The organism is Cohnella soli, from assembly GCF_042655525.1.
GTDB lineage: Bacteria > Bacillota > Bacilli > Paenibacillales > Paenibacillaceae > Cohnella > Cohnella soli.
This window is the reverse complement of the sequence record NZ_JBHSMI010000067.1, coordinates 260,575-278,517: the sequence shown is the minus strand read 5'-3', so window position 1 is coordinate 278,517 and position 17,943 is coordinate 260,575. Positions and strand designations below refer to the sequence as shown.

The following is a 17,943-nucleotide window of genomic DNA, read 5'->3' as shown; positions in this document are numbered from 1 at the left end:
TGTCTGAATATGCCCCTGAGCGCGTTTTCAGACACGCCCCAACAGGGAGGGAACGAGTATGGCAATCAAGCCGACTTTAAGCAGAAAAATATTCGTCGTATTTAACGTGCTGGTGCTGACGGGGGTTACGCTGCTTGGCATTGTCCCTTTCTTGCATCTGCTAGCGATCTCCCTCAGCTCGAATACGGCTGCGATGGCCGGAGAAGTGTCGCTGTGGCCGAAAGGGTTTTCCTGGGACGCTTATGAATATCTCGGGGGGAAAGTTGAATTTTTCCGTTCGCTGCGCGTATCTGTCGAACGGGTCGTCTTGGGGACGACGGTAAGCATGTTCCTCGTTTTCCTGACGGCCTACCCGCTGGCGAAATCCAGCGAGCAGTTCAAGTCGCGGACGTGGTATGCTTGGTTTTTCGCATTTACGATATTTTTCGGCGGCGGACTGATTCCTTCGTATATCGTCGTTAAAGAAACGCACTTGATCGATTCGATCTGGGCGCTGATTTTGCCGGGGGCGCTAAACGTGTGGAACGTTGTTCTGATGCTGAATTTCTTCCGATCTATACCGAAGGAATTGGAGGAAGCGGCGACGATCGACGGTGCGGGCCATTGGAAAATACTGTGGAAAATATTCCTGCCGGTATCGCTGCCATCCATCGCCACGATCGGGTTGTTCACGATTGTCGGACACTGGAACGCCTGGTTTGACGGCATTCTATACTTGAACTCGCCGGAGAAATACCCGCTGCAGACGTATTTGTCCACGCTGATCACTGCGATGAACTCCATGATGACGGCGGTATCGGTCGAACAGTTGAAGGCGCTAGAGAACTTGAGCGAGAAGACGTTGCGGACAGCGCAAATCTTCATGGGCGCATTGCCGATTATGGTTGTGTATCCGTTCCTGCAAAAGTATTTCGTGCGCGGCATGACGGTGGGCAGCGTGAAGGAATAGGCGAAAGGTTTGAAATGGGAGGATAATGGCATGAAAAAAATAACGGTTGCGCTCATTGGTGCAGGGCAACGAGGCTTTAACTACGCGAATTACGCGCTGCAAAATCCTCATGAGATGCAGATTGTTGCTGTGGCGGAGCCTGTGGCCGAGAGAAGGAACGCCTTCAAGGAGCAACACGGCTTATCTGATGAACAGTGCTTCGCGCATTGGGACGACTTGTTCGCAGGCCCGAAGCTGGCGGATGCCGTTCTGATCTGTACCCAGGACAAGCAGCATTTCGATCCGACGATGAAGGCGCTTGAAGCGGGTTACCATGTGCTGCTCGAGAAGCCGATGTCGCCAAGTGCCGAAGAATGCATACGGATGGGGCAAATGGCTGCCCAGACCAATAGCATTTTCTCCATTTGCCACGTGCTGCGTTATACGAATTTCTTCTCCACGATCAAACAATTGCTGGAGCAGGGTGCGATCGGCAAACTGATGTCTATTTCTCACAATGAGAACGTAGGGTACTGGCATCAAGCTCATAGCTTCGTTAGAGGCAATTGGCGGCGTAAAGACGAGTCGAGCCCAATGATTCTGGCGAAGAGCTGCCACGATTTGGACATCCTGCTTTGGCTGGCGGGTTCGGATTGCGTGCGGGTGTCTTCATTCGGCTCGCTCTCACACTTTAAGGCCGATCAAGCGCCTGAGGGTGCGCCGCTGCGCTGTCTGGACGGTTGCCCGGCGGCGGACGACTGCCTATACTATGCACCGAAGCAATATTTAAGGAACGATTTGCATTGGCCGACGTCTGCAATCAGCGATGATTTGAGTTATGAAGCACGCTACAGGGCATTGCAGACCGGCCCTTACGGCAGATGTGTCTATCATTGCGACAACGATGTCGTCGATCATCAAGTCGTAAACTTGGAGTTTGCGAACGAAGTGACGGCGTCGTTCACGATGAGCGCATTCACAAGGGACGTTAGTCGTACGATCAAGCTAATGGGCACGAAAGGCGAAATACGCGGCGCGATGGAAAAGAACGAAATCGAAATTTTGCATTTCGGATCCGGCAAAACCGAGCGGATCGTATTCGAAGACCGCGGAGGCCATGTCGGCCACGGCGGCGGAGACTGGGGACTGATGCGAGACTTCCTGAGACTGGTGCGGGAAGGCGGCGGAAACCGGGGGTTGACGTCTGCCGATCGTTCGGTGCAAAGCCACTTGATGGCATTCGCGGCGGAACAGTCGAGAGTTGACGGTACAAGCTTGAGTCTGCAAGAGTTTGCGCGAGGGTTTGAAGGCGCTTAGTACAAGATTAGTTCCACGAAAAAACTCCTCAACGACGCCATTCGGCGATCGTCGGGGAGCTTTTTTGCGATTACGCCACTGTTGCTGCCATTGCCCTCGTGGTAACATGGAGGCGGAACACTGAAGCACATCGCATAAACGCGAAACAAGAAGGAGCCGACAGACATGGCCATTCGATTTGCAAAGCTAGATCCTCATCATGATGCGATCCCGTACGACTTGCTGCTGCTGGCAGATCCCTCCAAGTCGCTCATCGACGACTATATCGGCCGCGGCATTTGTTATTTGGCATATGATGAAGACGAACTTGTCGGTGAATTCGTACTCATTCATACGCATCCGAAAACATATGAAATTGTTAATATAGCGGTCGAAGAGAAGCATCAAGGGAAAGGCATCGGCAGGCAACTGCTGCACAAAGCGATCGCGGTCGCTGTCGAGCTTCAAGCCGATTCCGTTGAGATCGGGACAGGCAATTCAAGCGTGAGGCAGTTGGCTCTGTACCAAAGATGCGGATTCCGCATTACCGGCATCGATCACGATTTCTTCGTCAGACATTATGATGAAGAAATTTTCGAGGACGGCATACAGTGCCGGGACATGATCAGGCTGAGGCAAGAGTTGCATACCGATCGCCGTTAAGATTAATTCCTTTGTTAAAAAGGACAAATAGGCGCACGATTTTTGATGTTTTATCACGAATCCGAATCGGACTTCCTCTCTTATACTTGGTGTAGGAAAGCTAACATGACCAAGAAGAAGGGGGTTCTCTTTCATGCGGATCGGTATACCGAAAGAGATCAAAAACAATGAAAACCGTGTAGCGATAACGCCAGCAGGCGTAGTAACACTTGTGAGTGCAGGACACCAAGTCGTCGTAGAGACGAATGCCGGCATCAACAGCGGATTTACGAACGAAGAGTATGTGAGTGCGGGGGCCGCCATTGCAGCGACTGCCGGAGAAGTGTGGGCTTCCGTCGATATGGTGATGAAGGTCAAGGAACCTTTGTCGTCGGAGTACGGCCACTTCCGTCAAGGGCTTATTCTGTTCACGTATTTGCACCTGGCGGCCGAACCGGAACTGGCTAAAGCACTGACGGAAAAAGGCGTGACTGCGATCGCTTACGAGACAGTCGAAGCGAACCGTACGTTGCCACTGCTAACGCCGATGAGTGAAGTTGCAGGTCGGATGTCGGTGCAGATCGGTGCGCAATTTCTGGAAAAGCCATTCGGCGGCAAGGGGATACTGCTTGGCGGTGTACCAGGCGTTAGACGCGGTAAAGTGACGATTATCGGCGGCGGCGTCGTTGGGACGAATGCGGCGAAAATCGCGGTCGGCCTCGGGGCAGACGTGACGATCATCGACCTTAGCGCAGAACGGCTGCGCCAGCTGGACGATATTTTCGGCGCACAGATCGGTACGCTTATCTCCAATCCGATGAACATCGCCGACGCCGTTGCGGAATCCGATCTGGTCATTGGAGCGGTACTTATTCCGGGGGCGAAAGCGCCGAAGCTGGTCAAGGAAGCGATGATTCAAGCAATGAAGCCGGGTTCCGTCGTCGTGGACGTAGCGATCGACCAAGGCGGTATTTTCGAGACGGTCGACCGGATTACGACGCATGACAACCCGACGTTCGTTAAACACGGTGTTGTGCATTACGCCGTGGCCAACATGCCGGGCGCGGTGCCGAGAACGTCAACGATCGCGCTAACGAATGCGACCGTCCCTTACGCGCTGCAAATCGCGAACAAAGGCGTGCGCCAGGCCGTTCAAGACAATCCAGGGCTACGTCCGGGCGTTAACGTTGCCGCTGGTCACGTTACCCATCGCGCGGTAGCTACCGATCTGGGTTACACTTATGTGCCGTTCGAGGATACGCTGGAGCTTGCAGCCAACCCAAGCTGACGAATGGTTACGGCGAGTTACAGGGATACGCAGGCGGAAGTGTCGCTGGAAGCGATCCGTCACAATGTAAGAACGATCCGTTCCGGGCTCGGAGAAAGGTGCCGGATGATGGCCGTCGTTAAAGCGGACGGTTACGGTCACGGCGCCGTCGAAGTCGCCCGGGCGGCACTTGAGGCGGGAGCGAGCGATCTCGGCGTTGCCTTTCTGGACGAAGCGATCGCGCTGATCGATGCGGGCATCCGCGCTCCGATTCTCCTTCTCGGTCATATTTCCTCGCGTGCGGTCGAAGAAGCGATTCGGCGCGAAGTCGCGATGACGGTGTTTGCGGAAGAAACAATGGACGCCATTATCGCTGGTTGCAGGAAGCTTAATCGCCGGGCACGCGTGCATTTGAAAATCGATACCGGCATGACCCGGCTTGGCGTTGCTTCGGCGGACGAGGCTTACTCGCTTGCCTCGCAAGCGTTGGACAGCGGCTGTATCGAGCTAGAAGGGATATTTACGCACTTCGCGAACGCGGACAACGAAGATGAGGTGTATACCCGCATGCAATTGTCCAGATTCGTCGATATGATCGCCGATCTGGAGAAGCGGGGCATCCGTTTTCCTGTCAAACATTGCTGCAACAGCGCGGCAACGTTGAAGTTTCCCGATATGCATATGGACATGGTTCGGGTCGGAATCGCGTTGTACGGTCTGTCACCCTTCTCTCAAGAAAGGTGCACGCCGCTTCCGCTCATTCCCGCGATGGAACTGAAAACACGCATCGTTGCGCTCCGCTCCGTCCCGCAAGGCACGTCTGTCAGTTATGGCCGCCGCTACACGACAGAAGAAGATAGTCTGATCGCCACGCTGCCGATTGGTTACGCGGACGGCTATTCCAGACAGTTGTCCAACAACGGGACGGTGCTCGTTCACGGGAGCGCCGCGCCGGTCGTCGGCACTGTGTGCATGGACCAGATCATGATCGATGTAACCGGCATTCCGGGCGTTCGCGTCGGGGACGAAGTCGTGTTGTTCGGGGCATCGGAAGGTGGCGCGGTGTCAATCGACGCCGTGGCGGGAAACCTGCGCTCGATCAACTATGAAGTCGTGTGCAAGGTAGGCAAGAGAGTGCCTCGTATTTATGTTGAAAACGGATTCCGGTGTTGACGCACTTTTTGCGAAGGGACTATAATAGGCTCAAGTTCATAATGTGATGGAGAATGGGAGATCCACATCGTTAGCTCGTCCTTATAGGACGGTATTTCGATGCGGATTTTTTTACGTCTTGAGAACGGAGGGTGCGCATGCTTATTCATAGCCAGACGGTGTGGCCGGCCGTGAAAACGGGCAAGGAGATGGAAGCGGCACTGTCCACCCCGTACGCCTACGTCGTGCTGCTCGGAGGTCATCTGGGTCAATTGCGTCCGATGGTGGAACTGGGGGAACAGCATGGCAAAAAGGTGCTGCTGCATGCCGATCTCGTCGACGGGTTGAAGAACGACGAGTACGCGGCGGAATATTTGTGCCAGCATGTAAGGCCTGCTGGTCTGATTTCAACGAGGGGCAGTGTCATTCTGAAGGCGAAGCAGAACAAATGTCTGGCGATTCAGCGGCTGTTCCTGATCGATACCGGAGCGCTGGAGAAAAGTTATTTGCTGCTCGAGAAGACTCGTCCGGACTTCATCGAAGTGTTGCCAGGCGTTATCCCGCATATGATTCAGGAAGTGAAGAGCAGAACGGGCATTCCGGTGATCGCAGGGGGGCTAATCCGGACGGAAGCCGATGTTCGAACGGCGCTGGACGCCGGGGCAACGGCAATTACGACATCGCGGCGAGAGCTGTGGAAGACGTAAAGCCGACAGGCGAGGAAGGCAGTTAAACCGCGAACATACCGGAAGCTTGGGAGGAATGGAACAATGGAACGTTACATGCTTGCGTTAGATCAAGGAACGACAAGTACGCGGGCTTTGCTTGTGAACGAACATGGCGGCATCGTAAGCTGGGAACAACAGGAGATCGATCTGACTTATCCGCACTCGGGCTGGGTTGAAGGCGACGCCGAGCAAATCTGGCAGTCGGCGGTTGATGTGATCAGCTGCTTGCTTACGAAATCGAACGTCGGGGCCGACCGTATCGCGGGTATCGGAATTACGAATCAGCGAGAGACGACAGTCGTCTGGGATCGCGCGACGGGGCAGCCCATCTACCCGGCGATTATTTGGCAGTCCCGCCAGACAGCCGGTATTTGCGAACGGTTAAAGGAGGCGGGGCACGAAGAGACGTTCAGACGGAAAACCGGGCTCGTCGTGGATGCCTATTTCTCCGGAACGAAGATTGCCTGGATGCTGGAGACGGTGCCGGGCGTCCGCGAGCGGGCTGAACGAGGCGAGCTTCTATTCGGTACGATCGACAGTTGGCTCATCTGGAAATTGACGACCGGTCGCGTACATGTGACGGACGTCTCGAACGCTTCCCGCACGCTATTGTTCAATATTTACGAGAAGAAGTGGGACAACGAACTGCTTGCGCTGCTTAACATACCGCAAGCGATGCTGCCGGAAGTGCGCTCTTCCTCCGAAGTGTACGGAGAGACGGATGAAAGCTTGTTCGGTCTGGCGATTCCAATCGCAGGCGCCGCCGGCGACCAGCAAGCAGCGCTGTTCGGCCAAGGATGCTATACGGCGGGCAGCGTCAAAAATACGTACGGAACGGGCTGCTTCATGCTCATGAACACCGGAGCGGAAGCGATTGGCTCGCCGTCCGGCTTGCTCACGACAATTGCATGGGAAGTGAACGGCAAAGTCGAGTATGCGCTGGAAGGCAGTGTATTCGTCGCCGGAGCAGCTATCCAGTGGCTGAGAGACGGCTTGAAGTTTATCGCCGACGCTGCAGAGAGCGAGCGGCTGGCCGAGGAGGCAGGAAGTACGGAAGGCGTATATGTCGTGCCTGCTTTTGTCGGCCTTGGTACTCCTTACTGGAACAGCGACGTTCGCGGGGCAGTATTCGGCTTGACGCGTGGAACGACCAAAGCGCATTTCGTGCGGGCGACACTCGAATCGCTCGCTTATCAGACGAAAGACGTCTTGAAGGCGATGGAGCGGGATTCAGGTATTACACTGTCGACGCTTGCGGTCGACGGCGGCGCGGTGAAGAACGATTTCCTGATGCAGTTCCAGAGCGACATGCTCGGAGTTCCCGTCGCGCGGCCGGTCGTGAACGAATCGACGGCGCTTGGAGCCGCTTATTTAGCGGGGCTAGCAGTTGGATATTGGAGCAGCAAAGAGCAGATCAGCAAGCTGCGGCAAGTCGATCGCGAATATCGCCCGAACATGGCGGATGAGGAAAGACAGCGGTTGTACGCGGGCTGGCGCCGGGCGGTAAAGGCGGCCATTGCGTTCGCGGAGTAACGGTGCTATGATACCCCTATAAGTTAATATCGGTTGGAGTTCATGGAGAAACCACGATGATGGTTTCCGGGGAGATTGGCCCTCGGAAGCGGTTATTGTGGTTTTTTCTTTTTGCTCCCGAAGGAGAGATGACGAATGTTGGCACAACGACATGAAATATTGACGAATATGCGGGATAGCCGGGTCGACTTGCTCGTCATCGGCGGCGGCATTACCGGAGCGGGCATCGCCCTTGACGCGGCAAGCAGAGGGTTGCGCGTCGGTCTTGTCGAGATGCAGGATTTCGCGGCGGGGACGTCGAGCCGCTCGACGAAACTCGTGCATGGCGGCTTGCGATATTTGAAGCAGTTTGAGATCGGCGTCGTCGCCGAAGTGGGCAAGGAACGGGCGATCGTATACGAGAACGGCCCTCACGTCACGACGCCGGAATGGATGCTGCTTCCGCTGTACGCCGGGGGAACGTTCGGGAAATTCTCGACGTCGATCGGTCTTCGCGTGTACGATTTTCTGGCCGGCGTCAAGAAAGGGGAGCGTCGGTCGATGCTCAGCGCCGGGGAGACGCTGCGGAGAGAACCGCTGCTCAAGCGCGAGGGGCTGAAAGGCGGCGGCTATTACGTCGAATACCGCACCGATGACGCCCGGCTGACGATCGAAGTGTTAAAAAAAGCATGCGAGCTCGGCGCTCTGGCGGTTAACTACGCTCGCGTAGATTCCCTGTTGTACGACGGAGACGGCAAGCTGACGGGAGCGGCCGTTCGCGACACGATCGGCGGTACCGTATTCGAAGTGTCTGCGGCGAAAGTCGTGAATGCGACCGGACCATGGGTGGATGGCTTGCGCGAATTGGACGGTTCGAAGTCCGGGAAGACGCTGCGCCTCACGAAAGGTGTTCATCTTGTATTTGATCAGTCGCGCTTTCCGCTTCGCCAGGCGGTCTATTTCGATACGCCGGACGGCCGAATGGTGTTTGCGATTCCCCGCGCAGGCAAAACGTATTTCGGGACGACCGACACGAATTACGAAGGAGAAATCGACCGTCCTCGAGCGACGGAAGCGGATCGCACGTATTTGATTGGCGCGGCGAACTTCATGTTCCCGGAATTGCGGCTGACGGATGCGGACATCGAATCCAGTTGGGCGGGTTTAAGGCCGCTCATTCATCAAGAGGGCAAAGATCCATCTGAAATTTCGCGGCGGGATGAAATCTTCCATTCCTCGTCCGGATTGATTTCGATTGCCGGGGGCAAACTGACGGGATACCGGAAAATGGCAGAATCGATTGTAGACGATGTGGCGAAGCGGCTCGCTGCTGAGGGCGTTCGAGCGGGAGCAAATGCGGGCGCGTGCCGCACGATAAATATTCCGATTTCCGGTGGAGATGTCGGCGGCTCCGCCAATTATGGACGTTACGTCGCGGAGAAGACGCAAGATGGTGCGAAATTAGGCTTCACGAAAGAAGAAGCCGCAGCGCTGGCGAAGTTTTACGGCTCCAACGTCGATTCGCTGTTCGCGGTCGCGGCGAACGTCGAAACGCGGGCGTGGGCGGAACGGAACGGCTTGCCTCTGGCGATTGCCGCGCAGCTAAAGTATGCGATGGACGAGGAGATGGTCGTCAAACCGCAAGATTTCCTTGTGCGCCGGACAGGATGGATGTTTTTCGACATCGCCTCCGTGCGTCGGTGGGGTGCAGGCGTCATCGCGGCGATGGCCGAGCGGAGCAACTGGACGGAAGAGCGGCGCAACGAGTATGCAGAAGAAGTCGAGCGGCTGATGAAAGAGGCGGTCGAAGCTTAGCAGGCGGCATGGTGCGATGAAATTCATCGTTACAGGGGCCGATACAGACGCGAAATGGCCGAACTCTTCCCAATAATGATGGAAAACATCGCAGCAGCATTGAAATGGACAGATCGGCGGCGTGGTGCGATGAATTTCATCGTTACAGGGGCGCTGCAGACGCGAAATGGCCGAATTCTTTCCAATAACGATGGAAAACATCGCAACAGCATTGAAATGGACAGAACGGCGGCATGGTGCGATGAATTTCATCGTTACAGGGGGCGCTACAGACGCGTTCGGTCACTTTGCACACTTGGACGACTACGCGAATATTCGCTTATTCTGATGTCAGACGGGCAGCGAACCGCAAGATCAGGCAGCAATGGTGTGCAGCATATCGTGGAGCCCATGGCTTGGTGATGATGATATCAAGCGAGGATATAGCGACTAAATTTATTCTTTCTGATCAGCTAACGCCGCACCCCGCGAAGATAACACAAAAGTGTTGTTGCGTGGGGTGCTTTTTGTTTTAATTACTCTAAGATCAAGCCTGCACGCAGCTCGGAGAGGAAGAGGCGCATGAAATCGACAAATCCCGGCGGCACTCCTTGGTTTAAGAGGCAACGGATTTTGAATAAAATTTTGTTTATTTACGTCCCGCTCGTATTTATTCCGCTTCTGCTCCTCAGCTATTTCTCTTACACCGTAAACACGGACGCCGTCATCAAGAAGACGAAGAAAAATATGTTGGACGAGTCCCGGCTCATTACGACGCGGATCGATACGATCATGTCCAACGCGGAGAGCTTCTCGAACATGATCATGCTCGATCTGAACAAGGAAGAGTTGCTCAAGACGCTCGAGAAGCAGCCGCGGCAGGACGGAGAATGGCAGACGAGCGACTACGTGCTGCGCAGCCAGGTCGAGAACAAGCTTGATTTCGCTCGGCTGATTTTCCAGGACGTAGAGTCTGCCATATTTATGGATAAGAACGGTCATCTGTACGTGACGGATCCGGATCTGCTGCAAGGATCGGCCGAAGGCGTGAAGAGCGATATGCTGAAGACGGTGGCAGGCAGCAACGGTATACTCAACTGGTTCCCAATGCAGAGAAGGGCTTACTGGACGAAAGATGCAGACAAGCCCGTGCTTACTGTCGGTAAAAAAATTATGGACACGGAGACGCTGGAGACGCTCGGTTACTTATTGGTGAACATCAGCGAGAAGGCGCTGTCTTCCGTTTACCGGCCTGTCGGCCCTGTTCAGTCCAGCGGTTATTCCATCGTGGACAACGAAGGGACTATCGTGTCTTCCGCGGACGAAGCCCGTGTGCTGCAGCCGATGGGCGAGGAGAAGAAGGCGGATATTTTGTCTGGAAAAATGTTGGCGGAAGAAGCGGTAGACGGAGACGGCGATAAGATTCTGCTCACCTCGATGCCGTTCGGCAAGCAGAATTGGCGGCTGGTCAACGAAATTCCGCTGAAGGAGCTGACGAAAGAATCGTGGCAAGTATCGAAAATCATTCTCGTCGTCAGCGGCGTCTGCCTGCTGCTCGCCCTGATCGGCGCGATTGTGTTGTCGCGTGCGATCGCGGTGCCGATTATGAGTCTCGCCCGTTATGTTAGCCGTATTCGGGATGAGAATCTGGATCGCCCGATCGAAGTGACTCGCGGAGACGAGATCGGTATTCTCGGCTCTGGACTGAATATGATGCTCGGCAGGGTCAACGATCTGCTGTCCAGGGTGAAGGAAGAGCAGAAGGCCAAAAGGGAATACGAACTCGCGTTGTTGCAGGACCAGATCAAGCCGCACTTTTTCTACAATACGCTCGATTTGATCTATGTGAACTGCATGACAGGCGAGAATGAAGAAGCGGGACGAACGACAAAGGCACTCGCCGACTTCTATCGTGCGGCGCTTAGCAACGGGGAAGAGATTATCTCTATCCGCGAAGAAGTACGCAATATCGAAAGTTATTTGTATATCCAGAACGCTAGATACGCCGATCAGTTCGACTATCAAATCCATATTCCGAACGAACTGCTTGGTTATGCGATTCCGAAGCTGACGTTGCAGCCGCTAGTAGAGAACGCCATCTACCACGGCATTAAGGAGAAGCAAGGTTTCGGCCATATCGCTGTTGAGGGCAGCAAGCAGGATGGCATTCTCCTGCTCCGGGTTTCAGACGATGGAGTTGGATTTCCGGAGGCCAAGCTAGCGGACTGGAACGATGAGCGAGCGGCGGGGCAAACGGGGAAAATCTCGTTCGGCCTAAGCAGCGTGGATGAGCGAATCAAGCTGTATTACGGCGAACGATACGGTGTCCGTGTGCATAGCGAAAGCGGAGTAGGCACGACGATCACAGTCGAGATACCGCTGAAGACAGGAGATTTGAGCGATCATGTATAAAGTGATTTTCGTAGACGACGAGATCCAGTTCAGGAAATACCTTCATCATGTCATCGATTGGGAAGCTTATGGTTTTCAGGTATGCGGCGAAGCGAAGAACGGACTTGAAGCGCTCGAGCTCGTGGACAAGGAGCGCCCTGACGTTGCTTTTATCGACATCAATATGCCTCATATGAACGGGATGGATCTCGCAACTGCGGTGAAGAAGGACTATCCAGGTACGTTTATGCTTTTCGTTACCGGTCACAGCGAATTCGAGTATGCCCGAGCGGCGCTGAAGATTGGGGTCAGCGACTACATTCTGAAGCCATTCGACAAGGAAGAATTAATTATCTCCTTAACGAAAGTAAAGAGCATCATCGAGCAAGCCCGCCTTGAGCAGGATAACACGAAGAAGGAAAGGCTTGTCTGGAAGGAAAGCTTCCTGAATTTGCTCATTAGCCGGGAATGCGAAGAGGAGCATCCGCAAATCGCCGAGCAGCTCGAACTGTTCCGGCTACAGGGAGGCGGCATGCGGTTCCAGGTCGCCTCCGTCGAGATCGATGCGATGAACGAGCCGTTGCTTGATTCCCGGGAAATCCGTCTGCGCCAATATATTGTCGCCAATCTGCTCAACGACATTGTGAAGCCGATGAGCACGATGTACCTTTTTAACGGACCGGAAAATCGGGTCATCCTGCTGCTTGGTTACGCCGCGGAGGAAGCGGGCCAAGCGGCTTTCTGTCTGGACGGGCTTCGCAAGCTGTGCGCGATGATCAAGAGGCACAACTTCGGCTTCACCGTAACGGCCGGCATCGGCACGGCGGGAGACGGCATCGCCGCCATCCGCAAATCCTATATCGAATCGATTATCGCGATCCGCAACAAGATTTCGCTAGATTTCGGCGACGTCATCCGATACGAGGACATTCAATCGCGTTCCTCGAGCGTCGGCTTCTATCCGCACGAGATCAACGAGAATTTGCTCGTTCAGATGAGGCAACATAACGAAGAGGAAGTCACTAGCAATCTGGACGCGATTCGGCAGTACGTCGAGACGAGCGGGCTATCCAGCGACTCCATTCATATGATTCTGGCTGGACTTGTCTCCTTGTGCCTGACCTACATTCACGAGATCGGGAAAAAGCCGGAAGAGGTTTTGCCGGAAGACTTCTCGCCGTTTCGCGAGATTATGAAGCATTCAAGCCTAGATTCCGCCTTCGGCTGGATTCGGGAGCTGTATATGACGGTGCTTCGCCAGTCGCGGAGCGCCATCCGCACGAAGTCGGGGAAGACGCTGGAACAAGCGGTAGCCTACATCAACGAGCATTACGCGGATAGCGCGCTTAAGGTCGACGACATCGCCAAGCGGTTGTTCATCCAGTCGCGTTACTTGCTCAAGCTGTTTAATCAGGCTTACGGGAAAAGCGTCAGCGACTTCATTCTCGATACGAGAATGCAGAAGGCGAAGGAACTGCTCGTCTCGGGAAGAAACTTGCGGCTGACGGACATCGCCGAGATGGTCGGTTACGGAGATGCCGGCCATTTCAGCAAGACGTTCAAGAAGTATACGGGGATAAGCCCGAGCGAATATGAAGCAACATTAACCAAATAGGCGGAAATGTACAAATGTGTTCCGATTTTTCCCTTATCGGTGTTGCGGACCGCGAGTACAATCGGGATATAACCGATCAAGGGGGATGTCCACATGAACAAATTTACGAAAAAAGCTTCGACCGTCGTTGCCAGCACGGTGCTCTTGTCGGTGCTTGCGGCATGCGGATCGAACGACGACAATAAACCTGCAGCGAGCCCTTCGGCCAGCGGCGGCGCCAGCAGTGAAGCTCCTGCAAGCTCGGCGAGCGCAGCTCCTGAAGCCGGCTCGGTTAAATTGAAGTTTTACGCGCAATACAGCGGTCCGGAAAAAGGTGTATACGATGCGGCTGTAGAAGCGATGAAGGCGGTCATGCCTGAAGTATCCGTTGAATTCGAAGTTGCGGCGCAGGACGACGAGCAGAAAATCAAAACGTACGCCGCGGCAGGCAGCTTGCCTGATATCTTCTTCGCATCCAGCGGCCTGATCGAAACGTTTAAAAATTCGAATAACCTGTACGTCATGGACGACATCGTGAAGCAACTCGACATCGAGTCGAAGCTGAACGATTCCTCCAAGCCGATGCTCCGGAACAAAGACGGACATTCCTATGCCGTACCTAATGTCGGTCAATGGGCTGCCGTTATGTACTACAACAAAGAGCTGTTCGATCAGAACGGCGTCAAAGTTCCGTCGAACTTCAACGAATATATGGACGCGGTTAAAGCGTTCAAAGCGAAAAACATTACGCCGCTCGCACTATTCGCCAAAGAAAAATGGCCGGGCGTGCAACTGCTCGATATGGCTGTCGTCGGCTCGGAGCCTGCCGGTCTGAAAAAGCTCGACGGCGGCGAAGGCACGTTCTCCGACGAAGCTTATGCCAAAGCGGCAGACAAATTGACGCAGCTTGCGTCGGCGGGCCTGTTGTCCAAAAACGCGTTTAATACGACTGCAGACGATGCTGCTGCGCAATTCATCTCCGGCAAAGCGGCGATGTACTTGAACGGCGCTTGGTCCTTGGGCGACATTTACGACAAGATGGGCGACAAAGCAGGCATTCTGTATTCGCCTCTCGCAGACGCGGACAAAGCAGAGAGCGTGCAATGGAACGTCAGCGGCGGCGGCTTTAACCAAGGCTTCGCGGTATCCAACAATTCGGCGAACAAAGAAATCGCGGCCAAATACGCGGCGCTGTACTCGCTTGAATTCGCGAAGCAACGCGTCATTCAGATCGGAGACCCGAACTCGATTCTCGCCGAGAAAGTGGCGCCTACGAACGGCCTCAATCCGCTTCAGCAGAAATATGCGGATGACTCGGCCAACTTCAAAACGATGACGACTTTCGCATGGGGTTACGAGAATGCGAAGTTCAAAACGGCGGTCGAAGACAACACGCAGAAGCTGCTCGCCGGACAGAAAACGGAAAGCTACATCAAGGATATGAACAAAGCGCTCGAAAACGCACGTAAATAATAGCAGTAGGAGACAGGTTGTCCTTATTCGCGGGATGACCTGTTTCCGTAAGGAGGACCTATGACGACTAGGCAAAAATACAATCTGGCGATTATCGTCTTCACGGTGCCGACGCTGCTATTTTTCTCGCTCATCGTTGTGTATCCGATCATGCAGACGTTCTATCGAAGCTTCTTCGACTGGGACGGCTTGTCTCCGGCGACGTTTATCGGCTTCGACAACTTTACGCGCCTGCTCGACGACGACGATTTCTGGGTGTCGCTTAAGAACGGTCTCATTTTCGCTTTCGTGCTCGTCATCTATCAGATGCTGCTCGGCACCGTTCTGGCGATCTCGATGAGCAACAAGAAGCTGCGCGGCCGCAAGTTTTTCAAGACGGCGTATTTCGTTCCGGTCGTCTTGTCCGGCGTTGTCGTGTCGCAGTTGTGGATCGCGATCTACAACTCGGACGGCGGCCTGATCAACAGCATTTTCGCCGCTCTCGGATTCGGTTACCAGCAAGGCTGGCTGAGCGATCAGCACGCATCGATCTGGGCTGTCTCCTTCTCGAATGCGTGGCACTACTTGGGCATTCACATCGTACTCATCTACGCGGCGATCAAGTCGATTCCCGAACAATTGTACGAAGCGGCCAAAATCGACGGTGCATCTTTCTGGAGATCCCATTGGAAAATTACGATCCCGCTGCTTAGCGAGACGTACAAGTTCTGTCTCATCATCGCGATCACAGGCGGATTAAACGCCTTCCAGGATATGTACGTCATGACGAACGGCGGACCGGGCAACATCACGTACACGTTCACATTTATGATGTACAAAGCCGCGTTCCGATCGGGCGAATACGGCTATGGTTCCGCTGCGGCGACCGTGCTCGTGCTCGAATGTTTGCTCTTTACGATTCTCATCAACCGTTTCATTGCGCGCAACAAAATCAGCTACTAAGAGGAGGGCGTCCCATGTTCACGCGTACCGTCAAGAAAGCGCTGGCCTATGGTCCCCTTTCTTTTTACGTGCTAATCAGCTTGTACCCGCTCGTCTGGCTTCTGTTCTATTCTTTCAAAAATAATGAAGAGATTTTCTCGACGAACGTATTCGGTTTACCGAAAATATGGCGGATCGAAAATTACCGCAACGCGTTCGACGCGTTCGATATGACGATGTATTTCAAGAACAGCTTTATCGTGTCGGCGGGGACGGTAGTCGTGACCGTCTTGCTGGCACTCATGTTCTCTTACGCATCTGCGCGTATGAAGTGGAAGCTTGCCGATGCAAGCCGCTTGTATATGACAGCAGGGATGTTTATCCCGATGCAGATTATTTTGATCCCGCTGCTCATTCTGGAGAAAACGCTGCACTTGCAGAACAGCTACCTTGCCGTTATCGTACCGTACGTCGCTTTCCAACTAAGTTTCGCGACGATTATTTTTTACGGCTTTTTCCGGTCGCTGCCCCATGAGCTTGAAGAATCGGCCGCCATCGATGGCGCCAGCGTGTATACGACGTTTTTCCGCATTATGGTGCCGCTTGTCGTGCCGGCGATCGCGTCGGTCAGCATTTTCGTCTTCTTGTTCGCCTGGAATGAATTCCTCGTCGCGCTTGTTATGATCGCGGACAATTCGCTGAAGACGCTGCCGCTCGGCTTGCTGTACTTCCAGACGCAGTTTACTTCGGACTGGGGCGCGATGGGCGCAGTTATGGTGCTGTCGACGATTCCGACCATTCTCGTCTACATGCTGTTCTCCGAACAAGTCGAGAAGGCGCTCACGGTTAGTTCTGCGGTTAAAGGGTAAGCGGTCAGAGGACTCCGCGAAGCTTGACCCCTGCGTTCATCGGCTGCGCGTGCATCCTGCCGGCGTGCTTGAACTGCGGCGGGTTGTCGGGTAAAATGACGGTCGAGACCGACGATGGACGATGGACAAGGGGCGATGGGAAGATGAAAGTAAGATTTCTCGGAACGGCGGCGTTCGAAGGCATTCCAGCGATGTTCTGCGGGTGCGAATTGTGCAAAAAAGCGTTCGAGCTTGGCGGCAAAGAGATACGCACGCGTACGTCTGTGATGCTGGATGACGATTTGAAAATTGATTTTCCGCCGGATACGTTCACTCATATGGTGCGCGAGCGGTTAGACTTAGAGGCTATTCGAACGCTTCTCTTCACACATTCGCATTCGGACCATTTGTACGCTGAAGATTTGGTGGCGCGGCTGCCCGGGTACACCCGGACTGCGGATAGCCCTCTTCCGGTGTATGGCAACGAGCTGGTTGTGACGATGATCAAGGCGAAGCTTGACGCGGAAGGCGGAGCGCAAGGCCGCTATTCGCTGAACCGCGTTCGCCCGTACAGCCGCATCGAGTTGCACGACGGTTTTGCGGTTCCGCTTCCTGTGGTTCACGACCCGATGGAAACGTGTCTCCTCTATTATATAGAGAAGAACGGCAAAGCGATGTTATACGGCCACGACAGTGGCACGTTCCCTGACGAGACGTGGGATTGGCTGAAGGACAAGAAACTTGATCTGGCCATCCTGGAATGTACGATGGGCCATTCTCCTTATCGCAAGTCGCATATGAACATCGAAGCCGTGCTCGAGACGAACGCACGCCTTAGAGACGACGGCATACTGAAAGATGGCGGTTCTGTAGTCGTCACGCACTTCTCTCATAATGCACAATTATTGCATACGGATTTCCAAGCTATATTTGAGCCGCATGGCATCCAGGTCGCTTATGATGGGATGCAGTTGGAAATTGAATAGGTTCGGCGCAATTGCAAAAGGGAGCTATCCAATCGTTATCTTCGCATAACGATGGTGTAGCTCCCTTTTTTTTGCGGCGCTCAGCCTCGCTACTCGGCGAATTACTTCGTGAGGCGCATTAACTTGCGGCGGGCAGCCCCGAACCACGGCGAATTACTTAGCGAGGCGCATTAACTCGCGGCGCACAGCCCCGATTCGCGGCGAATAACTTCGCAAAGCGCATTAACTCGCGGCACACAGCCCCGCTACTCGGCGAATTACTTAGCGAGGCGCATTAACTCGCGGCACACAGCCCCGCTACTCGGCGAATTACTTCGTGAGGCGCATTAACTCGTGGCACACAGCCCCGAATCTCGGCGAATTACTTCGCGAGGCGCATTAACTCGCGACACACAGCCCCGAATCTCGGCG

General features: G+C 54.3%; 15 protein-coding genes. All 15 read left to right on the top strand.

From position 1 onward, the window contains the following. Positions 1-58 precede the first annotated feature (58 nt). The 15 genes from ACFPOF_RS30645 (at position 59) to ACFPOF_RS30575 (ending at position 17,532) form a co-directional block, all read left to right on the top strand. Positions 59-949 carry a carbohydrate ABC transporter permease gene (locus ACFPOF_RS30645; RefSeq protein ID WP_378139471.1) on the top strand — a complete coding sequence of 297 codons (891 nt, stop codon included), beginning with the start codon at positions 59-61 and terminating at the stop codon, positions 947-949. Between the two features lie 30 nt (positions 950-979). Further along, a complete protein-coding gene (locus ACFPOF_RS30640; RefSeq protein ID WP_378139469.1) occupies positions 980-2,245 on the top strand; it encodes a Gfo/Idh/MocA family protein in 1,266 nt (421 codons plus the stop codon). Positions 2,246-2,410: 165 nt separating this feature from the next. After that, positions 2,411-2,887, top strand: a complete 477-nt coding sequence (locus ACFPOF_RS30635) for a GNAT family N-acetyltransferase (RefSeq protein WP_378139467.1) — start codon at positions 2,411-2,413, stop codon at positions 2,885-2,887. A gap of 133 nt (positions 2,888-3,020) precedes the next feature. After that, complete coding sequence (ald, locus tag ACFPOF_RS30630) at positions 3,021-4,154, top strand: alanine dehydrogenase (RefSeq protein WP_378139465.1); 1,134 nt, start codon at positions 3,021-3,023, stop codon at positions 4,152-4,154. A gap of 3 nt (positions 4,155-4,157) precedes the next feature. After that, positions 4,158-5,306: an alanine racemase gene (gene alr / locus ACFPOF_RS30625; protein ID WP_378139463.1), complete on the top strand. Its 1,149-nt coding sequence runs from the start codon at positions 4,158-4,160 to the stop codon at positions 5,304-5,306. Between the two features lie 137 nt (positions 5,307-5,443). Beyond that, positions 5,444-5,992, top strand: a complete 549-nt coding sequence (locus ACFPOF_RS30620; protein ID WP_378139461.1) for a glycerol-3-phosphate responsive antiterminator — start codon at positions 5,444-5,446, stop codon at positions 5,990-5,992. Between the two features lie 63 nt (positions 5,993-6,055). Further along, the gene (gene glpK / locus ACFPOF_RS30615) at positions 6,056-7,546 is read left to right on the top strand and encodes a glycerol kinase GlpK (protein ID WP_378139459.1); all 1,491 of its coding nucleotides are present in this window, start codon (positions 6,056-6,058) and stop codon (positions 7,544-7,546) included. Positions 7,547-7,681: 135 nt separating this feature from the next. After that, on the top strand, positions 7,682-9,340 hold the full coding sequence (locus tag ACFPOF_RS30610; RefSeq protein ID WP_378139457.1) for a glycerol-3-phosphate dehydrogenase/oxidase: 1,659 nt from the start codon (positions 7,682-7,684) through the stop codon (positions 9,338-9,340). Between the two features lie 129 nt (positions 9,341-9,469). Further along, a complete protein-coding gene (locus ACFPOF_RS30605; RefSeq protein ID WP_378139455.1) occupies positions 9,470-9,742 on the top strand; it encodes a hypothetical protein in 273 nt (90 codons plus the stop codon). 159 nt (positions 9,743-9,901) lie between these two features. Then, positions 9,902-11,731 carry a cache domain-containing sensor histidine kinase gene (locus tag ACFPOF_RS30600; protein WP_378139453.1) on the top strand — a complete coding sequence of 610 codons (1,830 nt, stop codon included), beginning with the start codon at positions 9,902-9,904 and terminating at the stop codon, positions 11,729-11,731. Next, complete coding sequence (locus ACFPOF_RS30595; protein ID WP_378139451.1) at positions 11,724-13,325, top strand: response regulator; 1,602 nt, start codon at positions 11,724-11,726, stop codon at positions 13,323-13,325. The genes ACFPOF_RS30600 and ACFPOF_RS30595 overlap by 8 nt, the downstream gene beginning before the upstream one ends. Positions 13,326-13,418: 93 nt before the next feature. Beyond that, positions 13,419-14,777 (top strand): ABC transporter substrate-binding protein, encoded by a 1,359-nt coding sequence (locus ACFPOF_RS30590; RefSeq protein WP_378139449.1) that lies wholly within the window; start codon positions 13,419-13,421, stop codon positions 14,775-14,777. A gap of 60 nt (positions 14,778-14,837) precedes the next feature. Further along, positions 14,838-15,719, top strand: a complete 882-nt coding sequence (locus ACFPOF_RS30585) for a carbohydrate ABC transporter permease (RefSeq protein WP_378139447.1) — start codon at positions 14,838-14,840, stop codon at positions 15,717-15,719. Positions 15,720-15,733: 14 nt separating this feature from the next. Beyond that, positions 15,734-16,567 carry a carbohydrate ABC transporter permease gene (locus ACFPOF_RS30580; protein ID WP_378139445.1) on the top strand — a complete coding sequence of 278 codons (834 nt, stop codon included), beginning with the start codon at positions 15,734-15,736 and terminating at the stop codon, positions 16,565-16,567. Positions 16,568-16,710: 143 nt separating this feature from the next. Beyond that, on the top strand, positions 16,711-17,532 hold the full coding sequence (locus ACFPOF_RS30575; RefSeq protein ID WP_378139443.1) for an MBL fold metallo-hydrolase: 822 nt from the start codon (positions 16,711-16,713) through the stop codon (positions 17,530-17,532). Positions 17,533-17,943: the final 411 nt, after the last annotated feature.

Bases quoted from the DNA above. Each gene is read 5' to 3' on its own strand.
- ACFPOF_RS30605 (WP_378139455.1), top strand. From the start codon at position 9,470: ATGAATTTCATCGTTACAGGGGCGCTGCAGACGCGAAATGGCCGAATT.
- ACFPOF_RS30635 (WP_378139467.1), top strand. From the start codon at position 2,411: ATGGCCATTCGATTTGCAAAGCTAGATCCTCATCATGATGCGATCCCG.
- ACFPOF_RS30590 (WP_378139449.1), top strand. From the start codon at position 13,419: ATGAACAAATTTACGAAAAAAGCTTCGACCGTCGTTGCCAGCACGGTG.
- ACFPOF_RS30575 (WP_378139443.1), top strand. From the start codon at position 16,711: ATGAAAGTAAGATTTCTCGGAACGGCGGCGTTCGAAGGCATTCCAGCG.
- ACFPOF_RS30600 (WP_378139453.1), top strand. From the start codon at position 9,902: ATGAAATCGACAAATCCCGGCGGCACTCCTTGGTTTAAGAGGCAACGG.
- ACFPOF_RS30595 (WP_378139451.1), top strand. From the start codon at position 11,724: ATGTATAAAGTGATTTTCGTAGACGACGAGATCCAGTTCAGGAAATAC.
- ald (WP_378139465.1), top strand. From the start codon at position 3,021: ATGCGGATCGGTATACCGAAAGAGATCAAAAACAATGAAAACCGTGTA.
- ACFPOF_RS30620 (WP_378139461.1), top strand. From the start codon at position 5,444: ATGCTTATTCATAGCCAGACGGTGTGGCCGGCCGTGAAAACGGGCAAG.
- ACFPOF_RS30585 (WP_378139447.1), top strand. From the start codon at position 14,838: ATGACGACTAGGCAAAAATACAATCTGGCGATTATCGTCTTCACGGTG.
- ACFPOF_RS30645 (WP_378139471.1), top strand. From the start codon at position 59: ATGGCAATCAAGCCGACTTTAAGCAGAAAAATATTCGTCGTATTTAAC.
- ACFPOF_RS30610 (WP_378139457.1), top strand. From the start codon at position 7,682: ATGTTGGCACAACGACATGAAATATTGACGAATATGCGGGATAGCCGG.
- ACFPOF_RS30640 (WP_378139469.1), top strand. From the start codon at position 980: ATGAAAAAAATAACGGTTGCGCTCATTGGTGCAGGGCAACGAGGCTTT.
- alr (WP_378139463.1), top strand. From the start codon at position 4,158: ATGGTTACGGCGAGTTACAGGGATACGCAGGCGGAAGTGTCGCTGGAA.
- glpK (WP_378139459.1), top strand. From the start codon at position 6,056: ATGGAACGTTACATGCTTGCGTTAGATCAAGGAACGACAAGTACGCGG.
- ACFPOF_RS30580 (WP_378139445.1), top strand. From the start codon at position 15,734: ATGTTCACGCGTACCGTCAAGAAAGCGCTGGCCTATGGTCCCCTTTCT.